The organism is Aeromonas sp. 2MA4 (assembly GCF_029237305.1).
Taxonomy (GTDB): domain Bacteria; phylum Pseudomonadota; class Gammaproteobacteria; order Enterobacterales; family Aeromonadaceae; genus Aeromonas; species Aeromonas salmonicida.
In genome coordinates this window covers 131,245-146,020 of sequence record NZ_JAACFY010000009.1, presented here as the reverse complement: position 1 = coordinate 146,020, position 14,776 = coordinate 131,245, and the positions used below count along the sequence as shown (strand labels likewise).

General features: G+C 59.0%; 13 protein-coding genes. 6 read left to right on the top strand and 7 right to left on the bottom strand.

What is annotated here, in order from left to right; all coding sequences use genetic code 11:
- Positions 1-49: 49 nt before the first annotated feature.
- The 5 genes from GWQ31_RS11560 to GWQ31_RS11540 all read right to left on the bottom strand — a co-directional run bounded on the left by GWQ31_RS11560 (position 50) and on the right by GWQ31_RS11540 (position 3,833).
- Complete coding sequence (locus GWQ31_RS11560; RefSeq protein ID WP_275909401.1) at positions 50-1,222, bottom strand: MFS transporter; 1,173 nt, start codon at positions 1,220-1,222, stop codon at positions 50-52.
- A 429-nt stretch (positions 1,223-1,651) separates the two neighbouring features.
- Positions 1,652-2,455, bottom strand: a complete 804-nt coding sequence (gene dkgB / locus GWQ31_RS11555) for a 2,5-didehydrogluconate reductase DkgB (protein WP_275909400.1) — start codon at positions 2,453-2,455, stop codon at positions 1,652-1,654.
- A gap of 115 nt (positions 2,456-2,570) precedes the next feature.
- A complete protein-coding gene (locus GWQ31_RS11550; RefSeq protein WP_275909399.1) occupies positions 2,571-2,867 on the bottom strand; it encodes a putative quinol monooxygenase in 297 nt (98 codons plus the stop codon).
- A 188-nt stretch (positions 2,868-3,055) separates the two neighbouring features.
- The gene (locus GWQ31_RS11545; RefSeq protein WP_265421591.1) at positions 3,056-3,421 is read right to left on the bottom strand and encodes a VOC family protein; all 366 of its coding nucleotides are present in this window, start codon (positions 3,419-3,421) and stop codon (positions 3,056-3,058) included.
- Positions 3,422-3,446: 25 nt separating this feature from the next.
- Positions 3,447-3,833 carry a DUF6404 family protein gene (locus GWQ31_RS11540; RefSeq protein ID WP_265421590.1) on the bottom strand — a complete coding sequence of 129 codons (387 nt, stop codon included), beginning with the start codon at positions 3,831-3,833 and terminating at the stop codon, positions 3,447-3,449.
- A gap of 193 nt (positions 3,834-4,026) precedes the next feature.
- On the opposite strand from GWQ31_RS11540, the gene GWQ31_RS11535 reads away from it, so the two are divergent.
- Positions 4,027-4,929 carry a LysR substrate-binding domain-containing protein gene (locus GWQ31_RS11535; RefSeq protein WP_005310056.1) on the top strand — a complete coding sequence of 301 codons (903 nt, stop codon included), beginning with the start codon at positions 4,027-4,029 and terminating at the stop codon, positions 4,927-4,929.
- Between the two features lie 209 nt (positions 4,930-5,138).
- On the opposite strand, the gene glpK is transcribed toward GWQ31_RS11535, so the two are convergent.
- Entirely contained in the window at positions 5,139-6,641 is a 1,503-nt protein-coding gene (gene glpK, locus GWQ31_RS11530; protein ID WP_005310059.1) for a glycerol kinase GlpK, read from the bottom strand.
- Positions 6,642-6,695: 54 nt separating this feature from the next.
- Positions 6,696-7,544 carry an MIP/aquaporin family protein gene (locus GWQ31_RS11525; protein ID WP_275909398.1) on the bottom strand — a complete coding sequence of 283 codons (849 nt, stop codon included), beginning with the start codon at positions 7,542-7,544 and terminating at the stop codon, positions 6,696-6,698.
- A 488-nt stretch (positions 7,545-8,032) separates the two neighbouring features.
- Here GWQ31_RS11525 and glpT point away from each other — a divergent pair, with 488 nt between their 5' ends.
- From glpT to GWQ31_RS11500, 5 genes are all read left to right on the top strand, one after another.
- Positions 8,033-9,391 carry a glycerol-3-phosphate transporter gene (gene glpT, locus GWQ31_RS11520; protein WP_017411957.1) on the top strand — a complete coding sequence of 453 codons (1,359 nt, stop codon included), beginning with the start codon at positions 8,033-8,035 and terminating at the stop codon, positions 9,389-9,391.
- Between the two features lie 101 nt (positions 9,392-9,492).
- Positions 9,493-10,251: a DeoR/GlpR family transcriptional regulator gene (locus GWQ31_RS11515; protein WP_005310067.1), complete on the top strand. Its 759-nt coding sequence runs from the start codon at positions 9,493-9,495 to the stop codon at positions 10,249-10,251.
- Between the two features lie 312 nt (positions 10,252-10,563).
- A complete protein-coding gene (glpD, locus tag GWQ31_RS11510; RefSeq protein WP_219615456.1) occupies positions 10,564-12,051 on the top strand; it encodes a glycerol-3-phosphate dehydrogenase in 1,488 nt (495 codons plus the stop codon).
- 102 nt (positions 12,052-12,153) lie between these two features.
- Positions 12,154-13,236, top strand: a complete 1,083-nt coding sequence (glpQ, locus tag GWQ31_RS11505) for a glycerophosphodiester phosphodiesterase (RefSeq protein ID WP_275909397.1) — start codon at positions 12,154-12,156, stop codon at positions 13,234-13,236.
- A gap of 351 nt (positions 13,237-13,587) precedes the next feature.
- Complete coding sequence (locus tag GWQ31_RS11500) at positions 13,588-14,661, top strand: 3-deoxy-7-phosphoheptulonate synthase (RefSeq protein ID WP_021138526.1); 1,074 nt, start codon at positions 13,588-13,590, stop codon at positions 14,659-14,661.
- Positions 14,662-14,776 lie beyond the last annotated feature (115 nt).

Below are 14,776 nucleotides of genomic sequence, written 5' to 3'. Positions count from 1 at the left end.
ATATGGAAAAGGCCGACACCCAGTGTCGGCCTTTTGTCTGCACAAGGGTTTAGAGTGCCAGCGCCAGTCTGGCTTCGCGGCGCTCGCTGACATGGGTCAGCCCATAGGCCAGCAGCACGATAAGGGCGCCAATCCAGGGGGTGTGCATCAGGCCCAGGTGTTCCACCACCAGGCCGCCCACCACGGATCCCAGCGCTATGCCGACGTTGAAGGCGGCGATGTTGAGGCCCGATGCCACATCCACCGCATTGGGGGTATGGCGCTCGGCCTGTTGCACCACCAGTACCTGCAGGCCTGGCACGTTGCCAAAGGCAAAGGCGCCCCACACCAGCACGGTCAGCACCGCCAGCACAGGGTGTGGCGCAGTGAAGGTGAGAGTGAGCAACACCAGCGCCAGACCGCCGAACAGCAGTTTCAGGGCGGGCAGGGGGCCCAGTCGGTCTGCCAGCTTGCCACCCCAGATATTGCCAAAGGCCACAGAGACACCGTACACCAGCAGGATAAGGCTCACGGCACCGGCACCAAAGCCGCTCACCTGCTGCAAGATGGGGGCGAGGAAAGTAAAGGCGGTGAAGGCGCCGCCGTAACCCAGGGCTGTCTTGGCATACACCAGCAGCAGCTGTTTCTTGGTCAGTACGGCGAGCTGTTCGCGGATGGTCGAGGCTGCCCCCTTGGGCAGGTTGTTCGGGATCAGCAGCAGGCTGCCCACCATGGCGATGACCCCGAGCAGGCTCACTACCAGAAAGGTTTCACGCCAGCCAAACACCTGACCAATCCAGGTGCCGAGCGGCACGCCGGTCACCAGCGCCACTGTCAGGCCGCTGAACATGATGGCGATGGCGCTGGCCGCCTTCTCTTTGGCCACAAGGCCGGTGGCTATGGTGCTCCCCACCGAGAAGAAGACCCCGTGGGCCAGACCGGTCAGGATGCGGGCAACGATCAGGCTCTCGTAACCCGGTGCCTGCCAGGCCAGCAGGTTGCCTGCGGTAAAGAGCGCCATCAAGCCAACCAATAGCCACTTGCGCGGCAACTTGCCGGTGAGCGCCGTCAGCAGCGGGGCGCCTATGGCCACCCCCATGGCATAGAGGCTGACCAGCAGCCCTGCCGAGGGGAGCGAGACATTGAGTTGTTCTGCAATGGTGGGAATGAGCCCCACGATCACGAATTCGGTGGTGCCGATCGCAAAGGCACTCAGGGTGAGGGCAAATAATGCCAGTGGCATACAAACTCCTTGGATAGGGACTCCCGACGGGAGAAGGGGGCCAGTATGCGGTAGCGATTTGTTGGCAAAAATGACGGTGACATCAAATTACTTTTGCCAAATCAGCATCAATAGGCGGCTCTGCTGTGCCCCGTTCGATCAGAGATGACGGCAGGCTGGGAGCGCGAAGGCGAGATAAAGAGGGTTTGAGAAAAGAAGTCTTGAGGAAAGAGGGGAAAGGCGGAGAGGAAAGCTGGGGGGGGGGGGCATGGCTGGCGGCTAGCCAGGGTAAGGGTTGCAACAAGAAGGGTAACAAAAAAACGGGAGGCATTTTGCCTCCCGTTTTGGTGCTTTCTGGCGCTGTCGTCATGGGTGAGTCCCTATGACCCTCGCGCCTAACAAGGGGGCCTTTACTCTCCCTTGAGCAGGGAGAGATCGTGAGGGCCGAGTTTAATCCCAGGCCGGTGCAAAGTCCGGGTCGGCGCAGCGTTCACCTCGCTCCAGGGTGGCGATCTGGGCCATCTCTTCACTGCTCAGGGAAACCTCGAGGGCGGCCAGATTGGCGGCCTGATGCTCCCGCTTGGTGGAGCTCGGGATCACCGTCATGCCCTGGGCCAGCAGCCAGGCCAGCGACACCTGGGCTGCCGACACCTTGTGGTACTTGCCTATCTCCATCAAGATCGGCTCACTCAGCACCTTGCCGTAAGCCAGCGGCATATAGGCGGTGATGGCGATGCCCTGCTCCTGGCAGAATTCCACCACCTTGCGGTTTTGCAGCAAGGGGTGGATCTCTACCTGCTGGTGAGCGATGGCGCCGGGACCCAGAATGTCGATGGCTTCTTTAAGCTGGGTAACCGTGAAGTTGGAGACCCCAATTTCCCGGGTCAGGCCCAGGGATTTGGCTTCGACCAGCTGCTCCAGATAGACCGCCATCGGCACCTCGTCGTTGGGGGAGGGCCAGTGAATGAGCGCCAGATCCAGATAGTCGGTGCGCAGTTTCTCAAGGCTGGTTTTCAGGCTAGGGATCAGCTTGCCTTCGGCAAACTCGCTGGTCCACACCTTGGTGGTGAGGTAGATATCCGAGCGGGGCACCGAGGTCGTCGCCAGCACCTCGCCCACTTCGCTTTCGTTGTCGTAAATCTGGGCGGTATCGATATGGCGATAACCGAGCGTCAGACCGGTGTTCAGGGTCGCAAGCAGTGGCTCACCTTTCAGGCGAAAGGTGCCCAGACCCATGGCAGGCATTTTCATCATCAATTTCCTCAAATGGGGTGTTTGGCCCTTGCCCAGAGCAAAGGCGTTGGCTTGGTGCAAAGGCCGTGGCGGCGGTGCAAGTTAGCAGCGCCATCGTCAACGAGTCTCGGAATACTCAGGCCGGCAGTCGGCGGTAATTGCGAATATTGCTGTTGGCAAACCAGGGCTCGGCCCTGGCGATAAAGTCGAGGAAGTGAGCTTGCTGCTGGTGGGCCTTGAGCGCGGCTTCGCTCTCCCACTCTTCGTGCAGCATCCAGCTATGGGGATTGTCCCTATCCTGATGCAGCTGGTAGCGCTGGCAGCCAGATTCCCGCAGGGTGGCCGCCATCAGCGGCTCAAGGGCGGCCCGGAACTGGGCGGAAAATTCGGGTTTGGCTTCAAGTTGGGCAATCACAATCACGGGTGATGACATCTGAACCTCCTTGCTAAAACGAAGGTCAGTATGCCTGCCGCAAGGGGAGGGGAATAGGGCAACAGTCGCAAAACACTATTGAGAAAAGAGCAGCAATGAAAGAGCAGACGCTGCGCCAGAGGCCGATATGGGTGAAGGGTTAATAAGGGGGAAATAGAGAAGGGGACGGCTGGCACGCCCCCTTGCCATCAGGCATTGGCTGGCTCGGACCAGACCGCAAATTCATTGCCGCTGGGTTCGACAAAGTGAAAACGGCGGCCACCGGGGAAATCAAACAGGGGGCGATTGATGGTACCGCCATGCTGGCTTACCTTGGCCTGGGTTGCTTCTATATCGGCGCTGTAGAACACCAGCAGGGCACCCCCCTGAGCCGTGTGGCTGCACAGATCCGCTTTATAGAAACCACCATCCAGCCCCTCATCGGCAAAGGCGCAGTAGTCGGGACCGTAATCGACAAACTGCCAGCCAAATACGGCTTGAAAGAAGGCTTTGGTGGCCGCGAGATCACTGGCCGCAAACTCCACATAGTTCAGTTTTTCATGGGTTTTGGTCATGAGGGGTCCTTGTTGATTGTGGTGGTTATTTCGGTTGCCAGCGTTGCTGGGTGCGGCGCGTGGACTGCGGCAAGGCATCCCAGGGGGTCAGCTTGAGCTGCTTGCGGCGCACCAGCAAGAAGATCGCCATCAGCAGACCGACCCCTATGCCGAACAGCAGGCTTTGGCGCAGGGCGAATGCCGGGGTCACCTCATCTTGCCAGCCGAAGCACCACATCAACAACCCCCAGAAGGCGCCGATGGGGAATCCCATCGCGAGCACGTTGACCAGAAAGCGCTCATGGTGGGGCGGTCTGAGTCGCAGCCCCAGTCTGCGCAACACTCTGAACAGTGGCGGGTTGTAGTTGAGCATCTGCACGCCCTTGTCGGCCAGTTCCCTATGGGCGGCGGCCAGCCTGTTTTCGAATGTCATTAGGTCGTCCTTGTCATGGGTGGCGCCATACGATGCCGATTTGGCAGCATTGTACCGGCAAAGGGAGAGTCTGGTTTGAGCTGAGCATCACGTTATTTATCTGTGGAAATAAAGAATTTGGGATCATGACGACCTTGCCAACCCTGAGCGATTACACCTATAAAGGCCCAATACTCTTGCCTGGATAACAGCAATGAAGACCCATTCTGATGAACTGACCCTGTTCGTGGCCGTGGTGGAGGCGGGCAGTTTTCGCCAGGCGGCGGAGAACCTCGGCATGGACAACTCTGTGGTGAGTCGCGGCATCAAGCGGCTCGAGGAGAAGCTCGCCACTCTGCTGCTCAATCGCACCACCCGTCGGGTCAGTTTGACGGAGGAGGGGAGCTGGTTCTATCAGCGGGCGGTAAATATCCTGACCGAGATGAGCGAGGCGGAGGGGCATCTGTTGATGCGCAAGGAGCAGCCGGAGGGAATATTGCGGGTCGATGCGGCCACCCCCTTTATCCTGCACCGGCTGGTGCCCATCATAGGCGAGTTTCGCCGCCGCTATCCCGCCATCGAGCTGCAACTGCACAGCTCGGAAGGTTTCATCAATCTGATGGAGCGGCGGGTAGACATGGCCATTCGTATCGGCGAGCTGACGGATTCTTCCCTGCGCGCCTTGCCGCTGGGGCGTTCGCGGCTGCGGCTGCTGGCATCCCCTGCGTATTTGAACGAACGTGGCACACCGCGCCAACCGGCGGATCTGCTGGCGGGCCACGAACTGCTGGGTTTTTTGCATCCCGATCACCTCAACCACTGGCCGCTGCTCAGTGCCGAGCAGGGGGATCGCTTCGCCATCACCCCGACCCTGCGGGCCAGCAGCGGCGAGACCCTGCGTCAGCTGGCGCTGGCGGGGCAGGGGATCGTCTGTCTGTCGGACTTCATGACAGGGCCGGATCGCGCAAGCGGCGCCCTGGTGGAGGTGCTGGCTCGCAGCAACAGCGGTGCCTCGCGTCCCGTCAATGCGGTCTTCTACTCCGATGCCCAGCGGGATATCCGGTTGCGGGTCTGGCTCGACTTTATCAAGGAGCAGATCGGCAGCCATACCCTGTGAGGGGGGAGTGGAAAGGGCCGCCCCCTCCCGGCTTCCCCTTTGCAGGGGGGAAGACGTCGCTGGCACCCAGCCGTGACAAGGGGAAGGGATTTTACTGGCCGGTAGATATACGTTGCCAATGGCCGGTGTGGATAAAGAGCTCAAAGAAGAGGCCGACATCGCTGTCGGCCTCTTTGTTTGTTCATCTCGGAAAGATGTCGGTTGCCCGATTAATCCTCTTCGGCCCAGCGGCGTGAACGCTCAACCGCTTTCTGCCAGCCGTGATAGAGCTTGTTGCGCTCTTCGTGGCTCATCTGCGGGATGAATTCACGATCCACGCTGAACTTGTCTTCCAGCTCGTCAGAGCTCTTCCAGAAGCCGACGGCCAGACCGGCCAGGAAGGCGGCACCCATGGCGGTGGTCTCGATACGGGTCGGACGCACCACAGGGGTGTGCATCATGTCGGACTGGAACTGCATCAGGAAGTCGTTGGCAACCGCGCCACCGTCTACCTTGAGGGCGGCCAGCTTGATGCCGGAGTCCTGCTGCATGGCATCCAGCACATCACGGCTCTGGTAGGCGATGGATTCCAGCGCGGCACGGATAATGTGGTTGCGGTTGGCGCCACGGGTCAGGCCGACCATGGTGCCGCGAGCATAGGGATCCCAGTAGGGGGCGCCCAGGCCGACGAAGGCCGGCACCAGATAGACGCCATTGGTGTCACCTACCTTGGAGGCGAAGTAGTCGGTATCGCGGGCATCGTGGATGAGTTTCAGCTCGTCACGCAGCCACTGCACGGTAGCGCCGCCCATAAAGACAGCCCCTTCCAGCGCGTAGTTCACTTCCCCTTTCGGGCCGATGGCGACGGTAGTCAGCAGGCCGTTGCTGGAGCGAACCGGCTCTGTGCCCGTGTTCATCAGCAAGAAGCAGCCAGTACCGTAGGTGTTCTTGGCCATCCCTTTTTCGAAGCAGAGCTGACCGAACAGGGCAGACTGCTGGTCACCGGCAATACCGGCGATGGGGATGCGGGAGCCGCCGCCACGGGTGGTGTAGCCATACACTTCGGAGGAGGGCTTGACCTCTGGCAGCATGGACAAGGGAATGCCCAGCTCGTCCAGCATCTTCTCGTCCCACTTCAGGTCGCGAATGTTGTAAAGCATGGTGCGGGAGGCGTTGGTCGGGTCGGTGACATGCACTTCGCCGTTGGTCATCTTCCACACCAGCCAGGTGTCTATGGTGCCGAACAGCAGCTCGCCGTTCATCGCCTTCTCGCGGGCCCCTTCGACGTTGTCGAGGATCCACTTCACCTTGGTGCCGGAGAAGTAGGCATCCAGCACCAGGCCGGTGTTCTCGCGCACATACTCTTCCAGGCCACGGGCCTTGAGCTCTTCGCAGATGGCCGCGGTACGGCGGCACTGCCAGACGATGGCGTTGTAGATGGGTTTGCCGGTGGCCTTTTCCCACACCACTGTGGTTTCACGCTGGTTGGTGATGCCGATGGCGGCAATCTCTTCGCTGCGCAGGCCAGTCTTGGCCAGTACTTCGGTGAAGACGGAGGACTGGGTCGCCCAGATCTCCATGGGGTCGTGCTCTACCCAGCCCGCTTTCGGGTAGTGCTGGGTGAATTCGCGCTGGGAGGTGCCGACGATATTGGCATCCTGGTCAAACACGATGGCGCGGGAAGAGGTAGTACCCTGATCCAGAGCGACGACATATTTTTTTTCAGCAGACATGATGTTCTCCACGTTTTTATTTTCCACGTTGTTACACGTTGGGGAGGGCCGCTCTTATGCGGCGGCCTCTTCTTTGGCGGTTTGGGCAGCTTGCTCAGTGGCGGCAACACGGTTGCCAGGCACACAGGGAGCCAACACTTTCACATACAGGGCGGTACCAAGCTGGGCACCGACGATGGGGCCAAGGATGGGCACCCAGAAGTAGGGGTTGTCACGACCACCTGTCATGGCCACGTCACCCCAGCCTGCCAGGAAGGCAAACAGCTTGGGGCCGAAATCACGGGCAGGGTTCATGGCAAAGCCGGTTAACGGGCCGAGGGAGGCACCGATCACGGCGATCAGGATACCGATCAGCAGGGCGGCGGCGAAGCCTTTGGGGGCGCCGTTGTTGTTGTCACCCAGCGCCATGATGCCCAGCATCAGAACGGCGGTGATCACCAGCTCGACAGCGAAGGCTTGCATGTTGGAGAGCAGGGCGTTCGGGTAGGTGGAGAAGATGCCGGCGGAGCCGAGGCTCTCGACGCTGCCGCGTACCACGTTGTGGGTCACTTCCCACTGGGTGAACAGGCCGCCGTAGAGGAAGTAGACAAGGGCGGCGAAGCTGAAGGCACCGGCGACCTGAGCGATGATGTAGGGCACCACTTTACGCTTTTCGAACCCGCAGAAGGTCATCAGCGCCAGGGTCACGGCCGGGTTCAGGTGGGCACCTGAAATACCGCCGGTCACATAGATGGCGATGGCGACACCCAGACCCCAGGTAATGGAGATTTCCCATTGTCCGAAGTTGGCACCGGCCAGCACCAGGGCGGCCACACAACCGACGCCGAAAAATATCAGCAGGCCGGTTCCGATAAACTCGGCGATGCACTCGCCAAGCAGGGTATTGGGTCTTTGTATGCTCATACTTTTATTCCTTATATCCACCCAGAGTAGGTTTGATGTTCCGTTTTGTTGTTTTTTCAGTCCCATTACTGCATCCGAAAACGTTTTTTCTTGTTTTTTGAGCTGACGCAAACGTTATGCTCGTTTGCGCTCGTTATCGGACGAGAGAGAAAATAAACCTAAATCGGACATTCACCACTCCCTCCCCGCAGGAACTGTGGACAAGATCCCATTCATTGCTAAAAAAATGTGACGGAAAGCAAGTTGCAATAAGGTCTATACCACTTAGTGGGTACCGCTATCCCTTGCCCTGCAAGGGATAGCCGCTGATGAGTGTTTACTCATTCGGCGCTTTATTTTGTAATAAAACTGCAATATTTGAGCCTCCATCACAGATTAAATGTTCACATGTGAGCACAATAGGCTCGCTTTCGAATCAGGACTCCTCTGGTTGGTCAGCATGGACAGGGCACCCTCAACCGCCCACAACAACAATAAGGAAGCAGAACATGCTTAGTCTCTTCAGGCCTGCACCACACATAGACAGGCTTCCGGCCGACAAGGTCGACCCCTTCTACAAACGCATGCGTTGGCAGGTGTTTTTCGGGATCTTCTTTGGTTATGCCGGTTACTACCTGGTACGGAAAAACTTCAGTCTGGCGATGCCTTACCTGATCGAACAGGGATTCTCCCGCGGTGATCTGGGCCTGGCCCTGTCCGGGGTTTCCATTGCCTATGGTCTGTCCAAGTTCCTGATGGGGAACGTGTCTGACCGATCCAACGCCCGCTACTTCCTCTCTGCCGGTCTGCTGTTGTCGGCCGGTATCATGTTCATGATGGGGACTGTGCACTGGGCTACTTCCAGCATCGCCATCATGTTCGTGCTCTTGTTCCTGAACGGTTGGGTACAAGGCATGGGCTGGCCACCCTGCGGTCGCACCATGGTGCACTGGTGGTCACAGAAAGAGCGTGGCGAAGTGGTCGCGGTCTGGAACGTGGCGCACAACGTCGGCGGCGGCATGATAGGTCCGCTGTTCATCCTGGGGATGGGCTGGTTCAATGACTGGCGCAGTGCCTTCTATGTACCGGCTGCTGCTGCTGCCGCCATTGCGGTGATCGCCTTCTTCGTGATGCGTGATACCCCGCAATCGGTCGGTCTGCCGCCCATCGAGGAGTACAAGGACGACTATCCGAAGGACTATGACGCCAGCCACGAGAAGGAGTTTTCCGCCAAGGAGATCTTCGTCAAGTACGTGCTGCACAACAAGCTGCTGTGGTACATCGCCATTGCCAACGCCTTCGTTTACCTCATTCGTTACGGTGTGCTGGACTGGGCTCCGACCTACCTGAAAGAGGCCAAGGATTTCACTGTCGACAACTCCTCCTGGGCCTATTTCCTGTACGAGTGGGCCGGTATTCCGGGCACCCTGCTGTGCGGCTGGATCTCTGACAAGATGTTCCAGGGCCGCCGCGCCCCGGCTGGCATCCTCTTCATGGTACTGGTGACAGTGGCTGTGCTGGTCTACTGGCTCAACCCGGCGGGCAACCCCACCGTCGACATGCTGGCTCTGGTCGCCATCGGCTTCCTGATCTATGGTCCCGTCATGCTGATCGGTCTGTATGCACTGGAGCTGGCACCCAAGAAGGCAGCCGGTACCGCGGCAGGCTTCACCGGGCTGTTCGGTTATCTGGGGGGGGCCGTGGCGGCCAACGCCATGCTGGGCTATACCGTTGACCACTTCGGCTGGGATGGCGGTTTCATGGTGCTGACCGCGTCTTGCGTGATCTCCATCATACTGCTGGCCATGACCCTCAAGCATGAGAACATCGCCGTCGCTGCCAAGAAGGCGGCTGCCGATAAGGCATAAAACGTGATCCTGCCCTTATCGATCCGAAAAGGGATCAGGTAAACTGCCAAAGGCCCCGCATCTGCCGGGGCCTTTTTTCGTCTCATCATCGGAGTTCAAGCGTGAAGCAAACCCAACGACATCTGGAGATACTGGACGTCCTGACGCGGCAGGGCTTTGTCTCGACGGAGGATCTGGTGACCCACTTTGACGTCAGCCCCCAGACCATTCGCCGTGATCTGAACGATCTCGCCGAACAGAACAAGATCCGGCGCCATCATGGCGGTGCCTCCCTGCATTCGAGTACCGTCAATACCGCCTACAGTGCCCGCAAAGTGATGCAGCTCAAGGAGAAAGAGCGTATCGCCCGCGAAGTGGCCGCCAATATTCCCGATGGCTCTTCCCTCTTCATCGACATAGGGACCACCACGGAGGCCATCGCCCGCGCCCTGCTCGATCACCGCGAGCTGCGCGTGGTGACCAACAACCTCAACGTCGCCAGCATTCTCACCGCCAAGGATGACTTCACCGTCATCATCGCCGGTGGCGAGATCCGCAACCGGGATGGCGGCATAGTGGGGGAGGCGACCCGCGATTTCATCGGTCAGTTCCGCATGGATTACGGTGTCATCGGTATCTCGGGCATCGACAATGACGGCTCTCTGCTCGATTTCGACTACCACGAGGTGAAGATTGCCCAAGCCATCATAGCCCACTCTCGCCAGGTGTTTCTGGCCGCCGACCACACCAAGTTCGGTCGCAACGCCATGGTCAATCTGGGCAATCTCAACCAGATCCACGCCCTGTTCACCGATCAGGAGCCACCGGAGAAGCTGATGCGGCTCATGTCCCAGCACCAGATCGAATGCCATATCTGCTGAGTCACCGTTAACCCCTCTCTGGCACCAGGCCGCCATGACGGCGGCCGCTTTTTCCCCTGTTTTCCTCTTCCTCCTGCTGTTTTCCGGCTTACTACCACCCTGGGTATGAGCGCGATCTCGCGCACGCTATTTTGCCAGCCAGCCCCTTGCTGACGTCCTGATCACCGACTGGCAGCATTTTTAGCATTGCCAAAACAATCGCGATCACATTTTCTCCATAAAATGTTCGTTTATCATTTTTTCATGCTCTAATATGAGCGAAATCAAACATTGCTGTCATAGCAAACCCAAAATAAGAAAGAGTAGGTGAACATGAGCGAACATTATGATCTGGTCGTCGTTGGCGGCGGCATCAATGGGGTGGGCATTGCGGCTGATGCAGCGGGTCGGGGTCTGAAGGTTGCCCTGTTCGAGGCACAGGATCTCGCCTCTGCCACCTCCTCCAACTCCAGCAAGCTGATCCACGGCGGCTTGCGTTACCTCGAACATTACGAATTCCGGCTGGTGAAAGAGGCCCTGGCTGAGCGGGAAGTGCTGCTTGGCATGGCGCCGCATATCGCCCGCCCCATGCGTTTTCGTCTGCCGCACCGCCCGCACCTGCGTCCGGCCTGGATGATCCGCGCCGGTCTCTTCCTGTATGACAATCTGGCCAAGCGCGACAAGCTCAAGGGCAGTTGCGGCGTGCGCTTCCTGCCCCAGGACGGCTTGACCGCCGGTATCAACAAAGGCTTCGAGTACTCGGATGCCTGGGTCGATGACGCCCGCCTGGTGGTACTCAACGCCATGATGGCGCGTGATAAAGGGGCCGAGGTACAGACCCGCACCCGCTGCATCAAGGCGGTGCGCGGCTCCAAGCACTGGACATTGACTCTGGAGCGGGAAGGGGGCGAGCAGTTTACCGTCACCTGCCGTGGTCTGGTCAATGCGGCCGGTCCCTGGGTCAAGACCTTCTATGACGAGAGTCTGCACGAGAAATCCCCGCGCGGCATTCGCCTAATCAAGGGCAGTCACATCATAGTGCCGCGTATCCATGAGCGCGAAGAGGCCTATATCCTGCAAAACGAAGACAACCGCATCGTCTTTGTCATCCCTTATCAGCAGGATTACTCCCTCATCGGCACCACGGACGTGGAGCACAAGGGCAGCCCGCGCGAAGCCAAGATCAGCGACGCCGAGATCAGCTACCTGTGCAAGGTGGTCAACGCTCACTTTACCCGCCAGATAGCGCCCAAAGATGTCATCTGGACCTATGCCGGGGTGCGACCGCTCTGCGATGACGAGTCCGATTCCCCCCAGGCCGTGACCCGTGACTATACCCTCGAGCTCTCCGGTGAATCCGACGGCGCGCCACTCTTGTCCGTGTTTGGCGGCAAGCTCACCACCTATCGTAAACTGGCCCAAGCCGCCTGCAACAAGCTCAAGCCCTGGTTCAGCCAGATGGGTGAGGATTGGACCGCCACCAGCCGTCTGCCCGGTGGTGAGTTTGATTGCTCCACTACCGAGCTGGCGCGCGCCTATATGCTCGAATTCGACTGGCTGGATGAGCGCAACGCCCGTCGCATCGCCGAGGCCTATGGCAGCCACGCCCGCCTCTGGTTGCACGAGGAGCGCGGCCAGCACTTTGGGGCCGGTCTGTACGAGTCGGAAGTGCGTTATCTGATGAGCCGCGAGTGGGCCCATTCGATGGAAGACATACTGTGGCGCCGCAGCAAGCTAGGGCTGCGCCTGTCTCAGCCTGAGCAGCAGCAACTGCACGCCTGGCTGGAACAACATCAGCACGCCTTGCCCAAGGCAAGCTGATGAAGAAGTGGGCGGCCCCTTGGCCGCCCGTCGTTAAAATGCAACAAACCTCTGCTATAACAAACACCTACACCCAATAAACAATAACAAAGAGCACCTCGCATGAAAAAAATCTCTCTCTCCCTGATTGCCCTTGGCCTGGGGGCCGCCCTTGCATTGCCCGCTCTTGCTGCCGACGAAGGCAAGATAGTGATCGCCCACCGTGGCGCCTCGGGCTATCTGCCCGAGCACACCCTGGAATCCAAGGCGCTGGCCTATGGCATGGGAGCCGATTATCTGGAGCAGGATCTGGTGATGACCAAGGATGACCAGCTGGTGGTGATGCACGATCACTTCCTTGATGGCATCACGGACGTGGCCGAGCGCTTCCCCGGTCGGGCCCGCCCGGACGGTCGTTACTATGTGGTGGACTTCACCCTGGCCGAGGTGCGCTCCCTGCGGATGACGGAGCCGTTCCAGCTGGTGGATGGCAAGCAGGTACCCGTTTATCCGGCCCGCTTCCCGCTGTGGAAGTCCAGCTTCAAGATCCACACCTTCCAGGAGGAGATAGAGATGATCCAGGGGCTCAACAAGAGCACCGGCAAGAACATCGGCATCTACCCGGAGATCAAGGCTCCCTGGCTGTTTCGCCATGAAGGCAAGGACATCTCCAAGGCCGTCTTGAAAGTGCTCAAGGAGTACGGTTACACAGGGAAGGATGACAAGGTCTATCTGCAGTGCTTCGATGCCAACGAGCTCAAGCGCATCAACAGCGAGCTGATGCCCGCCTTAGGCATGGACTTGAAACTGGTGCAGCTGATGGCCGAGACCGACTGGAACGAGACCATGGTCTATGACGCCAAGGGCCAGGCAACCCCTTACGACTATGACTGGATGTTCAAGCCGGGCGCCATGAAGACCATAGCTGGCTACGCGGAAGGCATAGGCCCCTGGAAGCCGATGATAGTCACGGAGCCGGGCACCCCGGGCAAACCTGTGTTTACCGGCATGGTGAAAGAGGCCCACGCCGCTGGCCTTAAAGTACACCCTTATACCTTCCGTCAGGATGAGGGGCAGATCCCGGCCTACGCCAAGGATTTCAGCGATTTGCTCAACATCTTCCTCTATCAGGCCGATGTGGACGGGGTGTTCAGCGACTTCCCGGACAAGGCGGTCGACGCCATCAAGGCACACGGCAAATCATAAAAGAAGAGCAAGACGGGAACGCAAGCGGGGCCAGGTGCCCCGCTTTTTTCATAAAATGGAGGCAAGGGCAGGGGTCGGATAGTGGTCGAGCAGTACTGACGGCAGCATCAGGGTGTAACTATATGTTTACGATTTTGTCGGGTCAGGGGCTTTTTACTCGCTACTTTCTGGTTGTTTAGGTCGCTTCACTGGTCGTTTATCCACCTGTTAGACAGTTAATCCGCTAGTTTCACTTGATTGTTTGTTTTTCCTTGGTAAGGTGAGGGCGGTTGCGTAACAAAGCACTGACTTGTGTAAATAAATTGATACATTCAGTGCAATTGGCTTAAATACTGTAGAGAGAATGAGATCATGCAAAGAGACCCCCTGAACAACATCCATATCCAATCCGAACAAGTGATGATCACGCCTGCCCAGCTCAAGGAGAAGCTACCCATCTCCGACCAGGCGCTGGCTTTCGTGCAAGGGGCCCGCACTACCATCGCCGACATCATCCACCGTCGTGATCACCGCCTGCTGGTGATCTGTGGACCCTGTTCCATCCACGACATGGACGCCGCCAAAGAGTACGCAACCAGACTCAAAGCGCTGCATGATGCCTATCAGGATTCTCTCTACATTGTCATGCGGGTCTACTTTGAGAAGCCGCGCACCACGGTCGGCTGGAAGGGCTTTATCAATGACCCGAATCTCGATGGCACCTTCGATGTGGAGCTGGGGCTGCATCGCGCCCGTGAGCTGCTCTGCTGGCTGGCGGAGCTGGAATTGCCGCTGGCGACCGAGGCGCTCGATCCCATCAGCCCGCAATACCTGGCCGAGCTCTTTTCCTGGTCGGCCATAGGTGCGCGCACCACAGAATCCCAAACCCACAGGGAGATGGCGTCCGGCCTCTCCATGCCGGTGGGCTTCAAGAACGGCACAGACGGTAACCTGGGTACCGCCATCAATGCGCTGCAGGCGGCCTCCAGCCCCCATGCCTTCATGGGGATCAACCAGCAGGGCCAGGTTGCCTTGCTGCAGACCCAGGGCAACCCGGATGGCCACGTCATCCTGCGCGGCGGCAAGCACCCGAACTACGATTCGGTCAATGTGTCGCTGGCGGAGGAGGCGCTGGAGAAGGCTGGCCTGCTGCCCGGTCTGGTGGTGGATTGCAGTCACGGCAACTCCAGTAAGGATCATCGTTTGCAGCCCAAGGTAGCCGACAACGTCATCCACCAGATCCAGGAGGGCAACCGCTCCATCATAGGGGTGATGCTCGAATCCAACCTGTTCGAAGGCAACCAGTCCAGCGAGCAGCCCAAGGAGCAGATGCGCTACGGCGTCTCCATCACCGATGCCTGCATCGACTGGGATAGCACAGCCGCTCTGCTGGAGCGATGCCATCGCGAGCTGGCGGCGCCGCTCAAGGGCAGAACTGCACGGTAAGCCGTGGTATCTTGTCGTAACTGATTGAACCATAGAGGTATCACTGCCCACGCAGTGATACCTTGTTGCCTCTTGAATCACAGGGCGCCGCCGCCAGCGGCGCCAGCAGGGACTG

Bases quoted from the DNA above. Each gene is read 5' to 3' on its own strand.
- GWQ31_RS11560 (WP_275909401.1), bottom strand. From the start codon at position 1,222: ATGCCACTGGCATTATTTGCCCTCACCCTGAGTGCCTTTGCGATCGGC.
- dkgB (WP_275909400.1), bottom strand. From the start codon at position 2,455: ATGATGAAAATGCCTGCCATGGGTCTGGGCACCTTTCGCCTGAAAGGT.
- GWQ31_RS11550 (WP_275909399.1), bottom strand. From the start codon at position 2,867: ATGTCATCACCCGTGATTGTGATTGCCCAACTTGAAGCCAAACCCGAA.
- GWQ31_RS11545 (WP_265421591.1), bottom strand. From the start codon at position 3,421: ATGACCAAAACCCATGAAAAACTGAACTATGTGGAGTTTGCGGCCAGT.
- GWQ31_RS11540 (WP_265421590.1), bottom strand. From the start codon at position 3,833: ATGACATTCGAAAACAGGCTGGCCGCCGCCCATAGGGAACTGGCCGAC.
- GWQ31_RS11535 (WP_005310056.1), top strand. From the start codon at position 4,027: ATGAAGACCCATTCTGATGAACTGACCCTGTTCGTGGCCGTGGTGGAG.
- glpK (WP_005310059.1), bottom strand. From the start codon at position 6,641: ATGTCTGCTGAAAAAAAATATGTCGTCGCTCTGGATCAGGGTACTACC.
- GWQ31_RS11525 (WP_275909398.1), bottom strand. From the start codon at position 7,544: ATGAGCATACAAAGACCCAATACCCTGCTTGGCGAGTGCATCGCCGAG.
- glpT (WP_017411957.1), top strand. From the start codon at position 8,033: ATGCTTAGTCTCTTCAGGCCTGCACCACACATAGACAGGCTTCCGGCC.
- glpD (WP_219615456.1), top strand. From the start codon at position 10,564: ATGAGCGAACATTATGATCTGGTCGTCGTTGGCGGCGGCATCAATGGG.
- glpQ (WP_275909397.1), top strand. From the start codon at position 12,154: ATGAAAAAAATCTCTCTCTCCCTGATTGCCCTTGGCCTGGGGGCCGCC.
- GWQ31_RS11500 (WP_021138526.1), top strand. From the start codon at position 13,588: ATGCAAAGAGACCCCCTGAACAACATCCATATCCAATCCGAACAAGTG.